The sequence below is a fragment of the Sphingobacterium sp. E70 genome, assembly GCF_019285695.1.
Classification (GTDB): Bacteria; Bacteroidota; Bacteroidia; order Sphingobacteriales; family Sphingobacteriaceae; genus Sphingobacterium; species Sphingobacterium detergens.
This window is the reverse complement of record NZ_CP079104.1, coordinates 1,860,039-1,878,530: the sequence shown is the minus strand read 5'-3', so window position 1 is coordinate 1,878,530 and position 18,492 is coordinate 1,860,039. Positions and strand designations below refer to the sequence as shown.

At 41.0% G+C, this 18,492-nt stretch carries 17 protein-coding genes and 4 pseudogenes; 9 read left to right on the top strand and 12 right to left on the bottom strand.

Annotation, left to right across the window (positions count from 1 at the left end; translation table 11 throughout):
- Positions 1-61: 61 nt before the first annotated feature.
- The gene (gene dprA / locus KUH03_RS13565) at positions 62-844 is read right to left on the bottom strand and encodes a DNA-processing protein DprA (protein WP_306429575.1); all 783 of its coding nucleotides are present in this window, start codon (positions 842-844) and stop codon (positions 62-64) included.
- 500 nt (positions 845-1,344) lie between these two features.
- On the opposite strand from dprA, the gene KUH03_RS13560 reads away from it, so the two are divergent.
- Positions 1,345-1,704, top strand: a complete 360-nt coding sequence (locus tag KUH03_RS13560; RefSeq protein ID WP_257094049.1) for a hypothetical protein — start codon at positions 1,345-1,347, stop codon at positions 1,702-1,704.
- 183 nt (positions 1,705-1,887) lie between these two features.
- Entirely contained in the window at positions 1,888-2,238 is a 351-nt protein-coding gene (locus KUH03_RS13555; RefSeq protein WP_257094047.1) for a hypothetical protein, read from the top strand.
- Here KUH03_RS13555 and rsmG read toward each other — a convergent pair.
- From rsmG to KUH03_RS13540, 3 genes and pseudogenes are all read right to left on the bottom strand, one after another.
- Positions 2,239-2,872: pseudogene (gene rsmG / locus KUH03_RS13550) on the bottom strand (16S rRNA (guanine(527)-N(7))-methyltransferase RsmG). It abuts the gene before it with no gap.
- Between the two features lie 604 nt (positions 2,873-3,476).
- Positions 3,477-3,743, bottom strand: coding sequence for a glycosyltransferase (locus tag KUH03_RS13545; protein ID WP_257094045.1), 267 nt, complete (start codon positions 3,741-3,743; stop codon positions 3,477-3,479).
- Positions 3,724-4,050 (bottom strand): glycosyltransferase family 2 protein, encoded by a 327-nt coding sequence (locus KUH03_RS13540; RefSeq protein ID WP_257094043.1) that lies wholly within the window; start codon positions 4,048-4,050, stop codon positions 3,724-3,726. The genes KUH03_RS13545 and KUH03_RS13540 overlap by 20 nt, the downstream gene beginning before the upstream one ends.
- Before the next feature lie 221 nt (positions 4,051-4,271).
- On the opposite strand from KUH03_RS13540, the pseudogene tgt reads away from it, so the two are divergent.
- From tgt to KUH03_RS45885, 5 genes and pseudogenes are all read left to right on the top strand, one after another.
- Positions 4,272-5,401: pseudogene (tgt, locus tag KUH03_RS13535) on the top strand (tRNA guanosine(34) transglycosylase Tgt).
- A 101-nt stretch (positions 5,402-5,502) separates the two neighbouring features.
- A pseudogene (locus KUH03_RS13530) lies at positions 5,503-6,580 on the top strand (LptF/LptG family permease).
- 164 nt (positions 6,581-6,744) lie between these two features.
- Positions 6,745-7,251 (top strand): DMT family transporter, encoded by a 507-nt coding sequence (locus tag KUH03_RS45895; RefSeq protein WP_306429574.1) that lies wholly within the window; start codon positions 6,745-6,747, stop codon positions 7,249-7,251.
- Complete coding sequence (locus KUH03_RS45890) at positions 7,248-7,382, top strand: hypothetical protein (RefSeq protein ID WP_306429573.1); 135 nt, start codon at positions 7,248-7,250, stop codon at positions 7,380-7,382. The genes KUH03_RS45895 and KUH03_RS45890 overlap by 4 nt, the downstream gene beginning before the upstream one ends.
- A complete protein-coding gene (locus KUH03_RS45885) occupies positions 7,379-7,597 on the top strand; it encodes a hypothetical protein (RefSeq protein WP_306429572.1) in 219 nt (72 codons plus the stop codon). The genes KUH03_RS45890 and KUH03_RS45885 overlap by 4 nt, the downstream gene beginning before the upstream one ends.
- 140 nt (positions 7,598-7,737) lie before the next feature.
- Here the strand turns inward: KUH03_RS45885 and KUH03_RS13520 are convergent, their stop codons facing one another.
- The 4 genes from KUH03_RS13520 to KUH03_RS13505 all read right to left on the bottom strand — a co-directional run bounded on the left by KUH03_RS13520 (position 7,738) and on the right by KUH03_RS13505 (position 10,780).
- Entirely contained in the window at positions 7,738-7,926 is a 189-nt protein-coding gene (locus KUH03_RS13520) for a DUF2135 domain-containing protein (RefSeq protein WP_257094040.1), read from the bottom strand.
- Complete coding sequence (locus KUH03_RS13515; protein WP_257094038.1) at positions 7,910-8,818, bottom strand: YfaP family protein; 909 nt, start codon at positions 8,816-8,818, stop codon at positions 7,910-7,912. Before KUH03_RS13515 ends, KUH03_RS13520 begins: the two co-directional genes overlap by 17 nt.
- Positions 8,761-9,861, bottom strand: a complete 1,101-nt coding sequence (locus KUH03_RS13510; RefSeq protein ID WP_257094036.1) for a hypothetical protein — start codon at positions 9,859-9,861, stop codon at positions 8,761-8,763. The genes KUH03_RS13515 and KUH03_RS13510 overlap by 58 nt, the downstream gene beginning before the upstream one ends.
- A gap of 214 nt (positions 9,862-10,075) precedes the next feature.
- Positions 10,076-10,780 carry a VIT domain-containing protein gene (locus KUH03_RS13505; RefSeq protein WP_257094035.1) on the bottom strand — a complete coding sequence of 235 codons (705 nt, stop codon included), beginning with the start codon at positions 10,778-10,780 and terminating at the stop codon, positions 10,076-10,078.
- Between the two features lie 245 nt (positions 10,781-11,025).
- Here KUH03_RS13505 and KUH03_RS13500 point away from each other — a divergent pair, with 245 nt between their 5' ends.
- The gene (locus KUH03_RS13500) at positions 11,026-11,520 is read left to right on the top strand and encodes a hypothetical protein (protein ID WP_257094033.1); all 495 of its coding nucleotides are present in this window, start codon (positions 11,026-11,028) and stop codon (positions 11,518-11,520) included.
- A complete protein-coding gene (locus tag KUH03_RS13495) occupies positions 11,457-12,317 on the top strand; it encodes an esterase-like activity of phytase family protein (protein WP_257094031.1) in 861 nt (286 codons plus the stop codon). Before KUH03_RS13500 ends, KUH03_RS13495 begins: the two co-directional genes overlap by 64 nt.
- 143 nt (positions 12,318-12,460) lie before the next feature.
- Here KUH03_RS13495 and KUH03_RS45880 read toward each other — a convergent pair whose 3' ends face one another.
- The 4 genes and pseudogenes from KUH03_RS45880 to gltB all read right to left on the bottom strand — a co-directional run bounded on the left by KUH03_RS45880 (position 12,461) and on the right by gltB (position 18,445).
- Complete coding sequence (locus KUH03_RS45880; RefSeq protein ID WP_306429571.1) at positions 12,461-13,144, bottom strand: FAD-dependent oxidoreductase; 684 nt, start codon at positions 13,142-13,144, stop codon at positions 12,461-12,463.
- Positions 13,141-13,485, bottom strand: a complete 345-nt coding sequence (locus KUH03_RS45875) for an FAD-dependent oxidoreductase (RefSeq protein ID WP_306429738.1) — start codon at positions 13,483-13,485, stop codon at positions 13,141-13,143. The genes KUH03_RS45880 and KUH03_RS45875 overlap by 4 nt, the downstream gene beginning before the upstream one ends.
- A gap of 14 nt (positions 13,486-13,499) precedes the next feature.
- Positions 13,500-13,919 (bottom strand): hypothetical protein, encoded by a 420-nt coding sequence (locus tag KUH03_RS45870; protein WP_306429570.1) that lies wholly within the window; start codon positions 13,917-13,919, stop codon positions 13,500-13,502.
- A gap of 17 nt (positions 13,920-13,936) precedes the next feature.
- Positions 13,937-18,445 (bottom strand): annotated as a pseudogene (gltB, locus tag KUH03_RS13485) (glutamate synthase large subunit).
- Positions 18,446-18,492: the final 47 nt, after the last annotated feature.

The window sequence follows — 18,492 nt, the reverse complement described above, 5'->3', positions numbered from 1 at the left end:
CCTGTTGCATGAATGAGGTTAAAAAGACGCTCTTGATCCTTATCCAGCTTAAAAGGAAGTGCTAATTGTTGGTTGGCTTCATTTTTTTACTGATTTCCCAATTCATCAGATATTCGAGATCCTGAACATGCCTGATCATATGTGCCCGATTTGTTTTGATCAGATAGTTGGTTCCTTCACTGCTCTTTTCGTAAATGGATCCCGGAAAGGCACATACATCTCTATTATAGCTGTTTGCTATCTCGGCGGTAATCAAAGCTCCGCCTTTGATTGCTGCTTCTACCACAATCGTAACATCAGCCATTCCAGCGATAATGCGATTACGCATCGGGAAATTAACCCGCTCAGGTATGGTTTCGGATGTAAATTCGGTCAATAGGCCACCGTGTTCGAGCATCTTTGATGCTAGCTCACGGTGCGAGGCAGGGTATATCCGATCTAATCCATGTCCGAGCACAGCAACCGTTGGTAGATTCTTCTTTAGGGCGTTGCGATGTGCCAATGCATCAATGCCATATGCGAGACCACTGACAATCAGTAGATCCTGATTTTCATTTAAGCCCTGCATAAAGTCTTCGCATAGCTGCTGCCCATAATGTGTTGCATGCCGCGTCCCAACGATACTGATCACTTTTGTTGAGTTGAGTGCGGCATGTCCCTTGTAATATAACATGAGGGGAGCATCATCACATTGTTTGAGTCGATCGGGGTAGTCCTTATCTTCGATCCATAAGGCTTTGATACGATGTTTATCAATAAAAGCCAGTTCTTTTTCACAGGCTTCGAGGTATGTTTTGTTGCGTATTGCGTCTGCAATTGATTCCCGTACTCCGGGGATTTGCATCAGATCTTTTTTGAATAAGAAAAGAAATCAGCTAAGCTATCACTATGGGCTATGATACTACGGGCTGTTCTAGGGCCAATGCCCTTGATCTTAGTCAAAGCTATGGGATAGATTAGTTTCATAATTGGGTACTTTAAATATAGTGAAAAATTGTAAATCTTGTATGACTTTTCATTAGAATAAGCAATTCGTTTTGAAGGTTGTTTTTAACAATATCTTTAATTAGATGAAAGCATTACAGAAATAGGCTGGATCATGACATCCCTTGGGTTTTGTTGTACCGACGAGATGGTAGGTCGTGCATAGTTTCTGTACCGCACCTTTCATATCATCGCCGCTGGCTGATGATTTTTTGAGCAGGATTGCTCATTTGTCTTATTGCAGTTGGGATAATAATAATATGTGAACTTTCTTTTATGGGGAAGAAATTGAGGTCCTGTTTGGAAAAAATGTACTGTATTTGGTAGCTTTGCTTGATTAACAATATTTTTAGCATGGAAATGAAAGAACCTTTTGATATCGAGTTAGGTGATGTGATTTATTCTATTTTTCCGGAAGAGGAAGATACCTATGTTGTCTTTAAAGATGGAACGGAATATGTGAAAATTATTAAGGATACAGATACCACTTGGTTGAAACTGAATCCTGAAACTGAGTTGCCAATGTTCGGCATGGACGAAGAGGTTAACCTGATCGGTGAGGAGATCAAAAAGAACTGGGGCAATAAGTCGTATAAGTTAAAGATCGTTAAAGTCATTTCGGCCTTATTTCCTGTTGATTATCTTCGGGTAATCAATTATAGATATGGCACGTATTTGTTTCCTGTTTTTAATCGCTTTTTGTGTTTATTTGGCTTCTGATCGGCCGGTTTTTGCTCAACCTATTGAATTCGTTTTGCAGGATACCGTAAAAAGAAAAATGGAAAGGATACACTCCGATTAGATACAATCCAGGTTAAGCGTAAAAATAGCCTGGCAGAGGACAAGCTTAACGAAAAAAAAGAAAGCTATAAATCCATTTACGCCTTAGGGGATAGCAAGGAGATGGTTAACTTGCCCAAGAAAGGTGGGGTAGGGCTTAGTATTAATAAGCTTTATAATAAGTTAAGTCGAAAAGGGCGGAATGCGAGAAAGCTTCAGCGACAGTTTGAAAAGGAATACCAACAGGATCTGATTCGGGAAGAATGGTATCCGCTGACGAAGGAATACAGTAAGTTGTCAGGAGATTCGTTGCGCAAATTTAGAATATATTATGAACCCGCTATAAAGTGGTTCCGTGAGCATGATCGGTATGAGAAGATCGCTTATATACATAAGTGCTTAACATATTATCTAGATTCTGTAGACATTATCCATAGGCGACTTCAGTTTCCTATGGATAATGCAAAACTTTAACTACATCGGTACGTATACCAAATATTTTGTATCGAAGAAGTCTTCCTTAAAGTAACTCGAGAGTGGGTGCAATTCAGCTTTTAATTTGGATTCTTTGATTTCTTCACTTAGATCGCCACCTTTGAGGTAGAGGATCCCGTTTGGAATTCCGTTTTTGTCTTTTTTGCAAATTTGTTTCGGATCCAAGGTGTAAAATCTCCGAGTCTGGTTACAGCCCGTGAAATAACGAAGTCGTATTTGTCGTCTAATTGTTCGGCACGAATATGATCGGCTTCTACATTTTTAAGTCCTAATGCTGCTGCAACCTCACGAACTACTTTGATTTTTTTCCGATCGAATCCACCAAATGAAACTTAACTTCTGGAAACAGGATCGCCATGGGAATACCTGGAAAACCACCGCCAGTTCCGACGTCTAAAACCTGCGTTCCTGGAGCTAACTCCTGCACAAATTTGGCAATACCCAATGAATGTAATACATGATGAAGGTATAGACTATCGATGTCCTTACGTGAAATTACATTGATCTGGCTATTCCATAAAGTGTAGAGGTCTGCAAGTTTGGCAAACTGTTCTTTCTGTATATCCGTTAATTTCGGAAAGTAGGCGTAGATGATATCGACTGTAGGATTCAAAATGTGATGTTTTAAAGGTGAATTATTTCCAGCTTATTTTTTTCTTTTTCGGCTGAACAAACCATTGATGCAAATATAGAAATAGTAGATGAAGTCTACCAAAGGAAGCCACCAAATCAGCTCTTTCACTTCAAGTTTCTTGTAAATAGATGTAAAACGGCCCATTGGGCGAATAGTCTCAGCAAGTAAGCTGTAAGGGAAGGTACCAAAAAGCAGGAAATGCAATAGTAGTAGCAATCAGGGTCAGGTAAAATAATACCGCAGAAACCAGTTGCGTTCCCAACATGCGTTGATGGCGTTTTTTATAGATGGTGGATGCCCCAGAATGTCTCGCTTTTTGTTTATAATAACTTTTCCAGGTTGTTTTGGGAGCTGAGTAAACAATAGCCGCTGGTGCAAGGGCGATATTGACATTTATTGCTGTTGCATTTTGATTGACAAAAGATCGTCATCACCAGATTTAATATGCATGTGTGCTGCAAATCCTTTATTTCGAAAGAAGAGATCTTTTTGTAGGCCATGTTTCGACCAACGCCCATATAGGCATCTCCTTTGAGTGCATAGGAGAGGTAGCTCATCGCGGTATGGCTTGTCTCAAACCGGATTAAGAGGTTGAGTAAACCTCTTTTCTTAAAATAGGGGAATAGCCCAATACGATTTCGGTCTCTGGTCTAAAGGCAGAAGCAATCTCTTTCAACCATTGATCAGATTGAGGTGCGCAATCCGCATCGGTAAAGACCAAAGTCTCATATTTCGAAGCTTTGATCCCCATGCTCACAGCGAATTTTTTACCATGTTTCAACCGGATATGCTCTTTGATATCGACAATCTTTAAATGGGCATATTGCTCATCAAATTCTGAAGTACCCAAGGGTTTCGTCCGTGGAAAAATCATTTACGACAATAACCTCGAAATTGGTATAATCTTGATTGAGGATACTGGGCAGAAATTCCCTAAGATTGTCCTGTTCATTATGCGCGCAGATAATGACAGATAATGGAGGAAGATCGGTTTCCGTTTGATTCGGTTCAATTTGATACCTGCTCAATTTGCTGTAAACAAATAAGATGTAATATAATTGTGCCAATAGGAAAAGACCTAATATCCCAAATATGATATATGGAAGATTGGCCAAAAATACATGTAGGTCAAGCATAGCCCACAAAGATAAGCGCATTCACAATCTTTTTATAAAGGAAAATGATAATTTATTCCTGAAACATCCTGTTTGCAAATCTTTTATAGTATTTTTGCAACATATTTTAGGAAAAGACGGGCGTAAACATATCCGTAAGCGGAACCTTATTTCCGTTACGAAAAACAGTCTTACTGGCGTTATGAAAGACATGCGCAAAAATCTGTCTACTGGAATATAATTAGTCACAGAGGAAAATATTAATGAAATTTACGCTACAAGCACAAGATACACTATCAAAAGCACGTGCGGGTGTTGTCGAAACTGCACATGGTCCCATTCAAACTCCAATCTTTATGCCTGTTGGCACCGCTGGTACGGTGAAAGCCATTCATCAGCATGAGTTGAAAAATGATATTGAAGCACAGATTATTTTAGGTAATACCTATCATCTTTATCTGCGCCCGGGATTGGATGTACTGAATAAGGCCGGAGGGTTACATAAGTTTAATGGTTGGGATCGTCCGATCTTGACAGATTCTGGCGGTTATCAAGTATACTCATTGACAGAGGTGCGTAAGATTAAGGAAGAGGGAGTTACTTTCCGTTCGCACATTGATGGTTCAAAACATCTTTTACTCCAGAAAATGTGATGGATACGCAGCGTATTATTGGTGCGGATATCATTATGGCATTTGATGAATGTACACCTTATCCATGTGATTATGGTTATGCACGTCGTTCTTTGGATATGACCCATCGCTGGTTGAAACGCTGTGTAGATCGTTTTGATAGCACTGATCCCCTTTATGGATATGATCAGACATTATTTCCTATTGTGCAGGGATCAGTTTATAAAGATTTAAGGATAAAATCCGCAGAGACAATAGCATCCTTTAATCGCGATGGAAATGCAATTGGTGGATTATCCGTGGGTGAACCGGCAGAGGAAATGTACGCGATGACCGAAGTGGTTTGTGATATTTTACCGCAAGAAAAACCACGTTATTTAATGGGGGTAGGTACTCCTGTAAATATCCTGGAAAATATCGCTTTAGGGGTTGATATGTTTGACTGTGTAATGCCAACGCGTAATGCGCGTAATGGTATGTTGTTTACACAAAATGGTATCATCAACATTAAAAATGAAAAATGGAAGGATGATTTTTCTCCTATAGAAGCAGAAAGTGATTTACATAGCGATCAATTCTATTCAAAGGCTTATTTAAGACATCTGATAAAATCACAGGAAATTTTGGGAGCGCAAATTGCTTCATTACACAATTTACATTTTTATCTTTGGTTGGTCAATCAAGCCCGTGAGAAAATCATAGCTGGTACATTCTATGACTGGAAAAATAAAATGGTGAAAATTTTGGATCAACGTTTGTAATAGAGTCACATAAAAAAATAAAATTATAGATAAAGTATGTGAGTCTGGGCTTGCAGAAGTAGAGTCTCAAATCTCATATCTTAATACTCAAATCTAAAAATATGCTTTCGTTAATCGATCGTTACATCATCAAAAAGTACCTGACAACATTTGTGTTCACGATGGCCATATTCACCGTGGTTATGGTTGTTTTCGATGTGTCCGAAAGATTGGATGACTTTCTGAAATACAAGGCACCTTTAGATAAGATTATCTTTGAGTATTATGCTGGATTTATTCCATTCTACCTTAATTTTCTCTGTCCACTGATCAATTTTATTGCGGTTATCTTTTTACCTCAAAAATGGCGGATCAGACGGAGATTGTTCCGATATTAAGTGCGGGATACAGTTTCAACCGTTTGCTACGGCCTTATATGATAGCTGCAACATTGATCTTTATCGTTTCTTTGGTGTTCAATATCTTCATTATTCCGCATACCAATAAAATGAAGGTGGATTTTGAGAACATCTATGTGAAGCCATTGAAAGATAATTCTCGTGTCTCAACGCATATGCAACTGGATAAAAACAGCTATGTGTATATTGATAATTTTGATAATACAACCAAGACTGGTTATGGTTTTGTATTGGAGATTTTCAAAGGGGATACATTGAAGGAAAAGATGATGGCTGACCGTATCACATGGGATTCCGTAGCGACAAAATGGAAAATTGAGGGATACACCAATCGTGTTATTAACGGACTACATGAGCGAATGGACAAAGGAACGGTCAAAGATACGACTTTGGACATGAAACCATCGGATTTTGAATTACGGGATAATATGTTTACTGCAATGGATACCCGTGAACTCAATATTCGTATTCATAAAGAGGAAACAAGGGGGACTGGGGTGATGAATGATCTGCTGCTGGAGAAATATAAACGTTATGTTTATCCATTCTCCGCTTTTGTTTTAACCTTAATGGGTGTGGCTCTTTCTTCCAAAAAGGTTAGAGGGGGATTGGTTTAAGTTTGGGTATCGGAATCGGCTTAAGTTTTACATATATTGTTTTTATTCAATTTGCGACCATGTTTTCGCTGAAAGGAGGATTACCGCCATTGGTTGCGGTATTGATCCCTAATGTGACTTTCTTGTTAGTGGCAATTTATCTGACGATAAAAGCTCCAAAATAATTCCTATTCATATCATTATTAGCTTAAGCAGTTTATAACAAAGGGAAAAATAAGTGCTGCTCCTAAACGTTTCATTGCCATTACAAAATAATTTATATTCTATTGAATATGTCTAAAATTCAACTAAATCGGAATATTCTAATTCTGCATTTAACAATCCTTATTTGGGGTTTACAGGGATCTTGGGTAGTCTCATTTCTGTTTCTGCTATTCATCTGGTATGGTATCGCGTGGCGATTGCATCTATTTCCTTGTTGGTCTATTTTCTGTTGACTAAACAATCGATATTGGTTTCTAGAAAACAGTTTCTTCAGTTTTTTATGGTGGGGGCGGTTGTCGGTTTACACTGGGTTTTGTTTTTCTATTCCATTAAGGTATCTACCGTCTCGGTAACGCTGGTCACATTATCTTCGGTGACATTGTTTACAGCCATATTGGAACCTATTGTCAATAAAAAACGTATTGCATTACTGGATATTGTCGTCGGTCTGGTGATTATTGTAGGGATTTATACCATATTTTCGTTTGAGACACATTATCTGGTTGGTTTATTGGCTGGCCTCGGTTGCGCTTTCTGTGCAAGTATATTTTCTATTGCCAATGCAAGAATGGTCAAGAAATCCAGTCCAACGCTGATCACATTTTATGAAATGCTAGGAGCATGTTTTTGATCAGTATACTTATGTTGTTTACAGGAGATTTTAACGCTGAGATGAAGTTGGGACAGCAGGATCTGATTTATTTATTATTATTAGGCGTAGTTTGTACAGCGGTTGCCTATGTGATGGGGTCGCAGTCATGAAGGAATTATCCGCTTTTACTGTTGCATTAACCACTAATCTGGAGCCTGTATATGGTATACTTTTAGCCATGTTGATCTTTGGCCAGAAGGAAACGATGAGTGGTGGATTTTATCTAGGAGCTTGTATCGTTCTTGGTGCTGTGTTTACCTATCCTTATGTGAAGACGAAACTGGAGAAAAGACAAAAAGAGCTTATCATCCGCAAATTGCACTAAAGATTACTGAGGTGTCCAGCAAAGCTGGACACCTTTTTTCTTTCACTCTGCTCGTACTCTCTTGCAGTTCTATTTCAACTATTCAATTCGGAGAGGGTTTGCTCTTTTGAATCTCTCAGTAATCCTTTCTTTCGGGTGAACTAAAACACAAATTCGCCCACTAATATATTTCTTTCTTTGTCACGGTCAAGGTAGATTGTGGTGAGTTTACGTTCCTGTCTTCCTGAACTATAATAGGTGAAGATTTCAGCTAAGACAGCCGCAGGGCCAGCCAGAGTCAAGGAGCTATCGTTATAGAAATCAGCTTCTATTTTATATTTCCCTTTCAATGCTTTTTTTTAATAAGAATTGTTCTGGACCGTAACCTCCCGTAAAGTCATTGCTTAATCGACCTCCAATTGCTGTTGCGGGGTTGCTGTAAAAGCATTTTTCTCCATTTGGATCTGTGACCCAGAGATCAATATCGGTATTTTGGGAATTCCAATTGAGGACTACCCGTATGTCAACAGGTAGGTCAGCGACAAGTTTCTTTTCCACAGCAGCTTTAGCTGTTGCACTTTTCTGGAGTTTGATAAGGTTGTTGATCTCCATCACAAGGATTTCCTCGATGCCATCGTCCCGATTGGCGGCCTCGGGTGAATAACTTTGTGTCAAAATGCCATAAAGTTGTTCTAGGGCTTCTTTGTACTGACCTTTATCCTGTAAAGCCAGGGCATAATCACGATGACTTTGCGGATCCATTGGACGCCATTTTAGTACTTTAGCGGTTATATATAACGCATTGTCAACATCTCCCCATTCCCGGAGCTTGTAGGAAATGGTCTTGTAAAGATCTGCATTTTCAATTTGCAGGTCTGCCAACGCACTTAGGATAAGTAAGGCCTTTTGCCTATCTCCCTTTTGAAAAAAGTTGGCAACATCGAAATAGAAGGTAGGTGTTCCCATATACTGATCCCGTAGCTGAAGATAGCTTTTGTAAGGATCTTTGGATTGATTGAGCTCCTTTAGGTAAGCATTGTCTTCCTTAATTTCGGGAATACTTATTTTGCCGGTTGTGCTGCCGAGGGTACTGGTGGGCTGTACTCCAGCAACGCGTCCTTCTAGTGCTTGAACAGCATTTACAGTAACGGATTCTTTAAGTGCGTCGTTGGATGAGATATCCTCTAGTACCACTTCGCTGGATGTTGCGTTGGCAACTCTTGAATTGGCTGCCGCATACACGCGCTCGTCACTAGCCCTTTCTGCTGATCTGTATTCCACGGCCGGCGGTGTGGACACTGGACTTGCAGAGGGACGGGATGGCATTGGGGAACAGCGATATTTACAGTGGGAGCGTCTTGGGCAATAGCTGTATCAGTAGACCGACCTGACCGATCCCGTTGTGGATATTTCGTTTTTTGCTGAAAGTCGGTATTCCACCAAGATTGAAGTTGCTCAGTGATATTCTGGGCCTGTGTCAATAAATCCGCTACGCGTTCTTCCTTTTCTATGCGCTCTTCTTTTATGAGTCGATTGAATTCGGGAAGCAACTCAGCTGGTGGCGTGATTGCATAACGTATATAATCTTCCACATTTTCCAAAACAATTAAACTGGTGTTCCGTGTCACAATGCCAAATTGTTTTCCGATTGCTTCGATTTCATCCCGATGGTCGTCGTATTGGATGTCCAGTGCATTTATTTTCTTTTGTGCCCAGATCTGTTGCAGATCGATCTCTCCATTGTCGGGTTTTAATGGAACTTTGATCTCTTTAATTATCCGTGCTCCATCACCGACTAAAAGTGTGATTTCTTTTGCCCCACTGTCTTTGCCAAGCCCCGAGACAGAAAAATAGGATTGAACAGGTGAGCCTTTCTCCGGATAGATTTCCGTAAAAGCATATTGTTCTTTTACTCCCAAAAAGAGCAGGTCGATTGAATTTAACGCGTTATAGGCTTGAGTGATCGTTGTATTTGTCAAATTGACCATTTTCCCATAATGAGTCTGGGCAATTTGTTTGAGATTAGCATAGTCTGAGCTGGTTGAAGAGGTGATACAATAAGTAGGCTGATCAAGCACAATTTTGCCCTGGCCAAATGTAGAAAGTCCGTCACTGAAAAAGAGATAATTTGCACCATGCAGTACTCCGCTCTTTACTTGGCTATAATCGGTTCCACCATCATAAACTGTTTGTTTCAGCTGATTTCTCAACTCTTCCCAGTTTCCCTGACTGATCTGAAATGTCCTTGCTTTGCTGAAACGAATATCTAAATAACCTAGATCCACTGATATATTCTGATTTTCATTGAAAAACTGATCCAAGAGACTGAACTCTTTTTCTAGATCTCTATTTTTTGAACTTAATGAACGATCCCAAATAATGGCTATGCTGTTGCCCCATTTTTTTGCGTTTGTTTAGGTATTTCCAATTTTGCATTGGCTAGAAAGTAAAAACTGCCATCTTGGTTGAATTGTTTTAATCCTGAGACGGCGTTTTCGTTTAAAGGGAGTTTAATCGCGAGATTTTTTGAGGATTTAAACTGTTGCTTGTGTAATGTAGCAGTGTAGTTATGGTTTTGTTCAGAAAATGCCAAGGAACCATCAGGCTGCTCAGTAAAGCTTGGTTTTTATTGCCTTGGTATACGTTGATGCTCAGCTCGACGTTTTCAATAATGGAATTATAGTTCAAAGGCAGATAATAATATAATGCCTGATCGGATTCTGGTGTTAGGTTTTCCGAATAACTAATCTGGATCGTACGTCGTCCTTTTGAGGGTAGGGGATAGATTCGGCTTCGGAAGTTGTTTCCTTCTACTTTTTCAAGCAATCCGGGGTCTACTCGTCGTGTTTCTATACTTTCAAAAACTTCGGTGCCTTTATTTTTGTCCACTGGTGCCGCCTGGCGTAGTTTTCCATTGATATCCAGGGCATAACCGCTAACGGAAACACCTTCAGGCATCGGGAAAGTAAGTTCCCCTTCGAGATCCCGATTTGTCGTGTTTTCGAAAGTCATAGTCATTGATGTTTTGGCAATATTTCCAAAAATACTGACAGCCACTTTTAGGTCGACGAGTTTTACTGCATCTACACGTTGCTCATTTTTTATTTTTAAGCTGGGTACCTCACGACTGGGTTTTATTTGAGACTTTGTATCCACATTGGAAAATACCAAAAGGGTGAGGAGGGCTAATATTGTCTTTTTCATTTGAATCATTGTTTATCTGCTTGTTTCCATCAGAATTAGGGGCTGGTGTTTGACAATGGTCAATACTGTTCGTCCCCTAATTCCTCTGCCTATTTTTCCTTTGATGCAGTGAAAACGCAAATTCCATAACGGCAACCTATTTTTATTTACCATTATGATTTGGTCAGTGGATGTAAGTTATTTAAACATTTGTTAATGATTGCCTAATATGTGAGGTTTATGTTTGCGGGATAATAGAACAAATTATGAGAAAATTATACAGTGCATTGGGGATTGCTCTTTTGTGTGCTTCCTGTAGTAAGGACGATGTGTCAAAGATTATTGATCCAATTGTCAATTTAATTTATCCGGATAAGGCCGTAGCCACAGATCCAAAAGTATTGGGTACGGTTGGTGAAGTAAAGGTATATAATGGTGGATATGGATCTTCTATGGTTCAGGATCCGAATGATAAAACAGTCTTTTATCTATTAACGGATCGGGGACCGAATATCGATGGTACAGAAAAAAATAGTAAAGTTTTTGCTAACCCGATGTTTACCCCTCAGATCGGTAAATTTCGATTAAAGGATAATGTGCTGGTTTTTGAATCAGCAATTGAATTAAAGAATAAAAACGGCGTAAAATTGAACGGCTTACCGAACCCTGAAGGTAAAGGTGGTTCGGGAGAAACGGCATGGGGACAGACGGTCAGAAATTGGCTCCAAGTGAAGACGGTATTGATTCGGAAGGATTGGTGAGAGCTGCCGATGGCTCCTGGTGGGTAAGTGATGAGTATGGCCCACATATTGTTCACTTTGATGCTTCTGGAAAGGAGATTGAGCGGATTAATCCTTGGACAACGGGAAAGAAATTACCATTGGTATTTGCCAAGCGACGCCCAAATCGTGGAATGGAAGGTCTAACGATTACGCCAGATGGTAAGACCTTGGTCGGTATTATGCAATTTCCTCTTTATAATCCTTCCAAAGATGCGGTGAAAAACTCTTTGGTTATCCGTATTGTAACGATGGATATCGCTACAGGAAACACCAAGCAGTATGTGTATATGATGGAAGGTGCCGATTTGCAGGCGGTAAGTGAAATTGCTGCGGTGTCTAATTCAACTTTTATTGTGTTGGAACGTGATGATAAATATGCAACAGAGGCAACACGTGGTGAAGTGTTCAAAAAAATCTACCATATAGACCTTGCGGGAGCAACAGATATTTCTGACCCTAGTAATGGCGATAAGGGGAGACTGTTTGATGGTAAGAGCGTTGAAGAATTAAAAGATGTCACTACTTTGGCTAAATATAATATTAAACCTGTGACCAAAACTTTGGTAGCCAATTTAATGACGGATATCAAAGAATTATATCCACACGACAAAGCAGAGGGTTTGGCGGTTATCAATTCATCACTTATCGCAGTTTGTAACGATGATGATTTTGGGGTTACGGGAGAGGGAATTTATAAATCTAAAATATTACCAGCGATAAGTACCGTTGATAAGAATAGCATCTATTTTATTAAATTAAAGACTCCATTGAAGTAATTATTTATTTTAGTTGTATCGAGAAAACGCCTGTTGATAAATCAGCAGGCGTTTTTGTATTTGATTGAAAAATCTAAAGCATCGACTCTCGCCAATGGGTTTACAATCCCATTGTGCAGAAGGATATATTAGATTAGCAATAGCTAAGCATTTTGGGCCGCTAGGAAATCTTTGCTTTCAAGTTCGGAATAACCCATAAGGTATTCATCTACTTTCCGTGCGCACTCCCGGCCTTCAGAAATCGCCCAGACCACCAATGATTGCCCTTTACGACAGTCACCTGCGGTGAAGATATTTTCCACAGAGGTTTGGTAATCTTTATCATTGGCTAGAATATTTCCTTTTTCGTCAACGCGCACACCAAGCTGCTCCAACAGTCTTTGCTCGGTATGTTTGTACCCGATTGCCAATAAAACAAGATCGGCCGGAATTTCCCTAACTTCAGATTCGCCCAATCTTGTACGACGCCCAAATTCATCCACCTCGTATTGAACTTCTTTAATTTTTACGGCTTTGATATGTCCATTTTCGTCGTGAATGAATTCTTGTGTTTCAGTTGCCCAAAGTCGTTCACAGCCTTCCTCCTGTGAAGAGGAAGTGCCAAATGTCACTTTGTCCATTGGCCATGGATTATTTTTTAAACGTTCTTTCGCAGGTGTTGGTTTACGGGCAATTTGGGTAATACTCTTGGCCCGATGACGGTTGGAGGTACCAATGCAGTCTGAACCTGTATCACCGTCACCAATAACGACCACATGTTTATCTGTGGCTAAAATGCGTTCTTGATCAATGTCGATGCCACTTACTTCTTTATTCTGCTGTTTCAAAAGTCCATAGCGAAGTGAATTCCTTTAGCTTCATGGCCCGGTAGTTGCATATGCCAAGGGACAGTAGATCCAGTAGCCAATACTACGGCATCATAAGCTTTCAATTCGTAGAAGCTTATGTCTTTTCCGACCTCTGTATTTACTTTAAATTCAATTCCTGACTCTTTCATTAAATTAATCCGGCGGTCGATAACAGACTTCTCCAGTTTGAAATCCGGAATACCATAGCGGAGCAAACCACCGACCTGATCGTCACGTTCAAAAACAATGACATCGTGACCAGCTTTATTCAGCTGTGCCGCAGCAGCTAGTCCAGCGGGACCGGAACCGACTACAGCAATACGCTTGCCTGTTTTTAAATAGCTCTTATGGGCTTTAACATAGCCTTTTTGAATGCAATCTCAATGATATGCTTTTCAATTTCTTCGATTGTGATCGGAGTGCTATGAATGCCTAGTACGCACGCAGATTCGCAGGGTGCTGGACATATTCTACCTGTAAATTCTGGAAAATTATTGGTTGAGGTCAGGATCTGGTATGCCTCTTCCCATTTTCCGTCATATACCGCATCATTGAATTCAGGAATAACATTGCCCAGTGGACAGCCTGAATGGCAAAACGGAATACCGCAATCCATACAACGTGCAGCCTGCTTATTTAGCTCATTCTCAGAATATCCTTTGTTAAATTCTTTGAAGTGCTGTACACGGCCTTCAACAGCTTCTTTTGTTGGAAGCACGCGCTCAAATTCTTTAAAACCTGTAATTTTTCCCATGATCTGTGCTTCCTATTTTATGCTTCAACTAATTTTTGACGAATGACATTTTTGTATTCCCTAGGGAACACTTTTATAAATTTACTTTTCTCCCGGGCCCAGTTCTGTAAGATGAAATCTGCTCTACGGCTATTGGTCAACAATACATGGCGTTTCAATAACGCTATGATCGCAGTTTCATCTTCACTTTCCAATGGATCCAAATCAACCATCTCCAGGTTGCAGTTTTCGCGGAAATCATCGTTGATATCGTAAATCCAAGCGATACCACCGCTCATTCCAGCCGCAAAATTGCGTCCTGTTGGACCAAGGATCAGTGCACGACCACCAGTCATATATTCACAACCGTGATCACCTACCCCCTCGACGACAGCGGTAGCTCCGAGTTACGAACAGCAAAACGTTCACCCGCTTGTCCATTGACGAATAGGTGTCCTGAGGTAGCTCCGAATAATGCCACATTTCCGATGATGATGTTATCTTCAGGTACAAGAGCACTTTCTGTTACCGGATAAATAGCCAATTGCGCACCTGATAAGCCTTTACCAACATAGTCATTTGCTTCTCCCTGCAATTCAAAGGAGAGTCCTTTTGTTGAAAATGCACCAAAGCTCTGACCTGCGGATCCCTCAAATTTGAAATTGATGGTGTTATCAGGTAATCCTTCAGATCCGTATAATTTGGAAATCTCATTGGATAGCATTGTTCCGATAGTGCGGTCGGTATTTTTTACTTTGAAAGTTCCAAAGACCGGTGTTTTACTTTCTAACGCTAGCTTGGATTGTTTCAATAATCCCCAATCTAAAATCATGGCCATGCCGTGATCTTGTTCTTCGGTATTGTATAATGATTGTCCTGGTTCATTGCGTTCAACATGAAGGATATCGGTAAAGTCGATTTTCTTTGCTTTCCAATGGTCGATATTTTCACGTTTTTTCAGGAACTGCGCACGACCTACCATCTCGTTGATGGTACGGAAACCAAGGTATGCCATGGTCTCACGTACTTCTTCAGCAAGGAAGGTAAATAAGTTGACGATATCTTCGGGTTTCCCAGAGAAAAGTTTACGTAATTCAGGATCTTGTGTAGCGACACCGACGGGACATGTATTTAAGTGACATTTGCGCATCATAATACAGCCGCCAGCGACCAGTGCAGCTGTGGATACACCCCATTCTTCGGCACCTAATAGGGTTGCAATAACAATATCTCGACCAGTTTTTACCTGTCCATCGGCCTGTAAAACGACACGGCTACGCAATTTGTTTTTCACAAGAGTTTGATGTGCTTCGGCAAGACCAAGTTCCCATGGTAATCCGGCATGTTTGATCGAACTGATCGGAGATGCACCTGTCCCGCCGTCAAAACCTGCGATGAGGATAACGTCAGCATGCGCTTTAGCAACACCAGCGGCAATCGTTCCTACACCGGCTTTAGATACCAATTTTACGTTGATCCGCGCTTGGCGGTTGGCATTCTTCAAATCGAAGATCAATTGTGCCAAATCTTCGATGGAGTAGATGTCATGATGTGGTGGTGGAGAAATCAGACCAACGCCAGGTGTGGAGTGTCTGGTTTTCGCAATCCAGGCATCTACCTTAGGTCCTGGTAGTTGACCACCTTCTCCCGGTTTAGCACCCTGTGCCATTTTGATCTGTAGTTCGTCGGCTTGTGTCAAGTAATTGGATGTTACCCCAAAACGGGCAGAAGCGACTTGCTTAATTGCCGAACGCATGGAGTCACCATTCGGAAGTGGTTGATAACGCAATTCATCTTCTCCACCTTCACCGGTGTTTGATTTTGCACCGATGCGGTTCATCGCAATGGCAAGGGTACTATGCGCTTCATGGGAGATAGATCCAAAGGACATCGCACCGGTCGCAAAACGTTTTAAGATTTCACTTGCTGGCTCAACTTGCTCCAATGGAATGGAATTGCGGTGTTTAGCAAAATCCAATAGCCCACGAAGGGTAAACATATGTTCTTTCTGTTCGTTGATCTTGGTTGCATACTTTTTATAGCTAGCATAGTCTCCGGTCCGGCATGCTTGCTGCAATAAGTGAATAGTATCAGGATTCCATAAGTGACCTTCGCCACGACGTTTCCATTGATAGATACCACCTTCTGGCAGAAGATTTTGTGGCGTACGGCTTTTTTCAAATCCACGCCAGTGTTTAGATAAGGCTTCCTTGGCAAGATCATCCAGTGTCATACCACCGATACGAGATACAGCGCCGCAGAAGAATTTATCAACAACAGATTTGTCGATACCAAGTACTTCAAAGATCTGTGCTCCATGATAAGATTGTAATGTTGAAATCCCCATTTTGGAGAAAATTTTCAGCAAGCCATTGTTAACTGCTTTTACGTAGTTTTTGGATAGCTCAGGCCAAGTAAGTTCGGTATCTAAGGTATTTTGTTCCTTCATGGTACGAATACTTGCTAGTGCCATATATGGGTTGATTGCAGTAGCACCGAATGCCAATAGGCAGGCAAAGTGGTGTACTTCCCAAGCATCGCCAGCTTCGACGACTAGACCGACAGCACCACGGTTACCGGTTTTGATCAGGTGGTGGTGAACTGCTGATACAGCAAGCAAAGAAGGGATTGCAGCGTGTTTGGAATCTATGGCACGATCCGAAAGTATCAATACCTGAAAACCATCACGTACAGCATCATCGGCATATCTGCATAGACGCTCTAGACCTGCTTCCAGCGAACCCGGCTTTCCGTCTGAACGGAAATAGGACTGAATGGTTTTTGCCTGAAATAATCCGGTATCAATAGAACGCAATTTTTCAAGTTCTTTGGATGTGAGGATAGGATGAGGCAAGGTCACGCAGTGACAGAATTTTTTGTCTTCGATGAGGATATTTCCAGCGTTACCAATAAAAGTTGCCAAGCTCATCACCAAACGTTCTCGGATCGGATCGATTGGAGGGTTAGTTACCTGCGCAAAAAATTGCTTAAAGTAACTGGAGATATGTTGTGGTTGATCAGAAAGAATAGCCAGAGGAACATCCGAACCCATTGACCCTGTTGGTTCGTATCCTGTTAATGCCATTGGCGTCAGGATTGTTTCGAGGTCTTCTCTTGAAACCAAATGTCTTTTGATATTTGAAAACGGATTCTTTGGAAAGATAGGTATAGGTGACACGAGGTTCTTCCAGTTCTTCTAACTTGATTTTATAGTTATCCAACCAATCACTATAAGGTTGTTGGTTGATCAATTGATCTTTACTTCATCGTCTGTCAAGATGCGACCTTGCTCCATGTCGACGAGAAATATCTTGCCAGCCTGTTGACGGCCTTTTTAATAATGGTTGATTCTTCGATTGGAAGTGCGCCGGCTTCGGAAGCAACGACAACACGGTCATCCGAGGTTACTGCATAACGTAATGGGCGTAAACCGTTGCGGTCTAGTGTTGCCCCGATATGTTTACCATCTGTAAAACATAGTGCTGCAGGTCCATCCCAGGGTTCCATTAAGGTTGCATGGTACTCGTAGAATGCACGTTTTAACGGATCCATTTGGGTATTGCCATCCCATGCTTCGGGTACTAACATCAACATGACGTGTGTCAGGCTACGGCCACTGTGTAAAAGAAGTTCGGCAACATTGTCGAGACAGGCTGAATCCGACTGACCTCGATCAACGATAGGAAGCAGAATTTCCATTTCGTCTTCAGTGAAATAAGGTGACGAAAGGGCACGCATTCCAGCGTAAAACCAATTGAGGTTACCTGTTAGGGTATTGATTTCACCATTATGAGCCAACATACGGAATGGTTGTGCTAGTGACCAGGACGGAAAAGTATTGGTCGAGAAGCGTGAGTGTACCAATCCAAATGCGGATACCACACGCGGATCGCGTAAATCAAGATAATAGGTGCCGACTTGGTATGTTGTTAATTGACCTTTGTAAATAATAGTTTTGCAAGAAAGCGATGCAAAGTAAAGTGGGAGAGGGTATTCTTGTTGTTGTTTAACTTTTTGAATGATCAGGCGACGTAGCACAAAAAGTTTGCGTTCAAATTCTTCAGTGTTTGAAACTCCGTCCGGTCTACTAACAAAAAACTGGACGATTTCAGGTTCTGCACTGAGCGCTGTTGGTCCAATACCTTCACGATTGACTGGTACTGGACGATAGCCAAGGAATTTCATACCCCTTTCGACTGCCGCTTCCTCAATCAAGTCCCGACATATTTTGTTCATGCCTTCTTCTTTCGGAAGAAATACCATTCCTGTTCCATAATACCCTGGTTCCTCTAACTGTATTCCTAAGCTGATACATTCTTCCCATAAAAATTCGTGTGGCAGTTGAATCATGATACCAGCTCCGTCTCCACTTTCGGGATCACAACCACAAGCACCACGATGCTCCATGTTCTCCAACATGGTCAATGCGTCTTTACTTGTGCGTGTGATTTATTCCCTTTGATATGGGCGACAAAGCCTACTCCACAGGCGTCATGCTCAAAATTAGGGTCGTAAAGGCCCTCCGTTTTCGGTCTTTGTTGAATCATCTTTCCTTTTCAAATATTATACATTGCTAATATAGGAATAAAAATGA

Coding starts and splice junctions, on each gene's coding strand:
- dprA (WP_306429575.1), bottom strand. CDS start 844: ATGCAAATCCCCGGAGTACGGGAATCAATTGCAGACGCAATACGCAAC.
- KUH03_RS13560 (WP_257094049.1), top strand. CDS start 1,345: ATGAAAGAACCTTTTGATATCGAGTTAGGTGATGTGATTTATTCTATT.
- KUH03_RS13555 (WP_257094047.1), top strand. CDS start 1,888: ATGGTTAACTTGCCCAAGAAAGGTGGGGTAGGGCTTAGTATTAATAAG.
- KUH03_RS13540 (WP_257094043.1), bottom strand. CDS start 4,050: ATGCGCTTATCTTTGTGGGCTATGCTTGACCTACATGTATTTTTGGCC.
- KUH03_RS45885 (WP_306429572.1), top strand. CDS start 7,379: ATGAAGGAATTATCCGCTTTTACTGTTGCATTAACCACTAATCTGGAG.
- KUH03_RS13505 (WP_257094035.1), bottom strand. CDS start 10,780: ATGAAAAAGACAATATTAGCCCTCCTCACCCTTTTGGTATTTTCCAAT.
- KUH03_RS13500 (WP_257094033.1), top strand. CDS start 11,026: ATGAGAAAATTATACAGTGCATTGGGGATTGCTCTTTTGTGTGCTTCC.
- KUH03_RS13495 (WP_257094031.1), top strand. CDS start 11,457: ATGGGGACAGACGGTCAGAAATTGGCTCCAAGTGAAGACGGTATTGAT.
- KUH03_RS45870 (WP_306429570.1), bottom strand. CDS start 13,919: ATGGGAAAAATTACAGGTTTTAAAGAATTTGAGCGCGTGCTTCCAACA.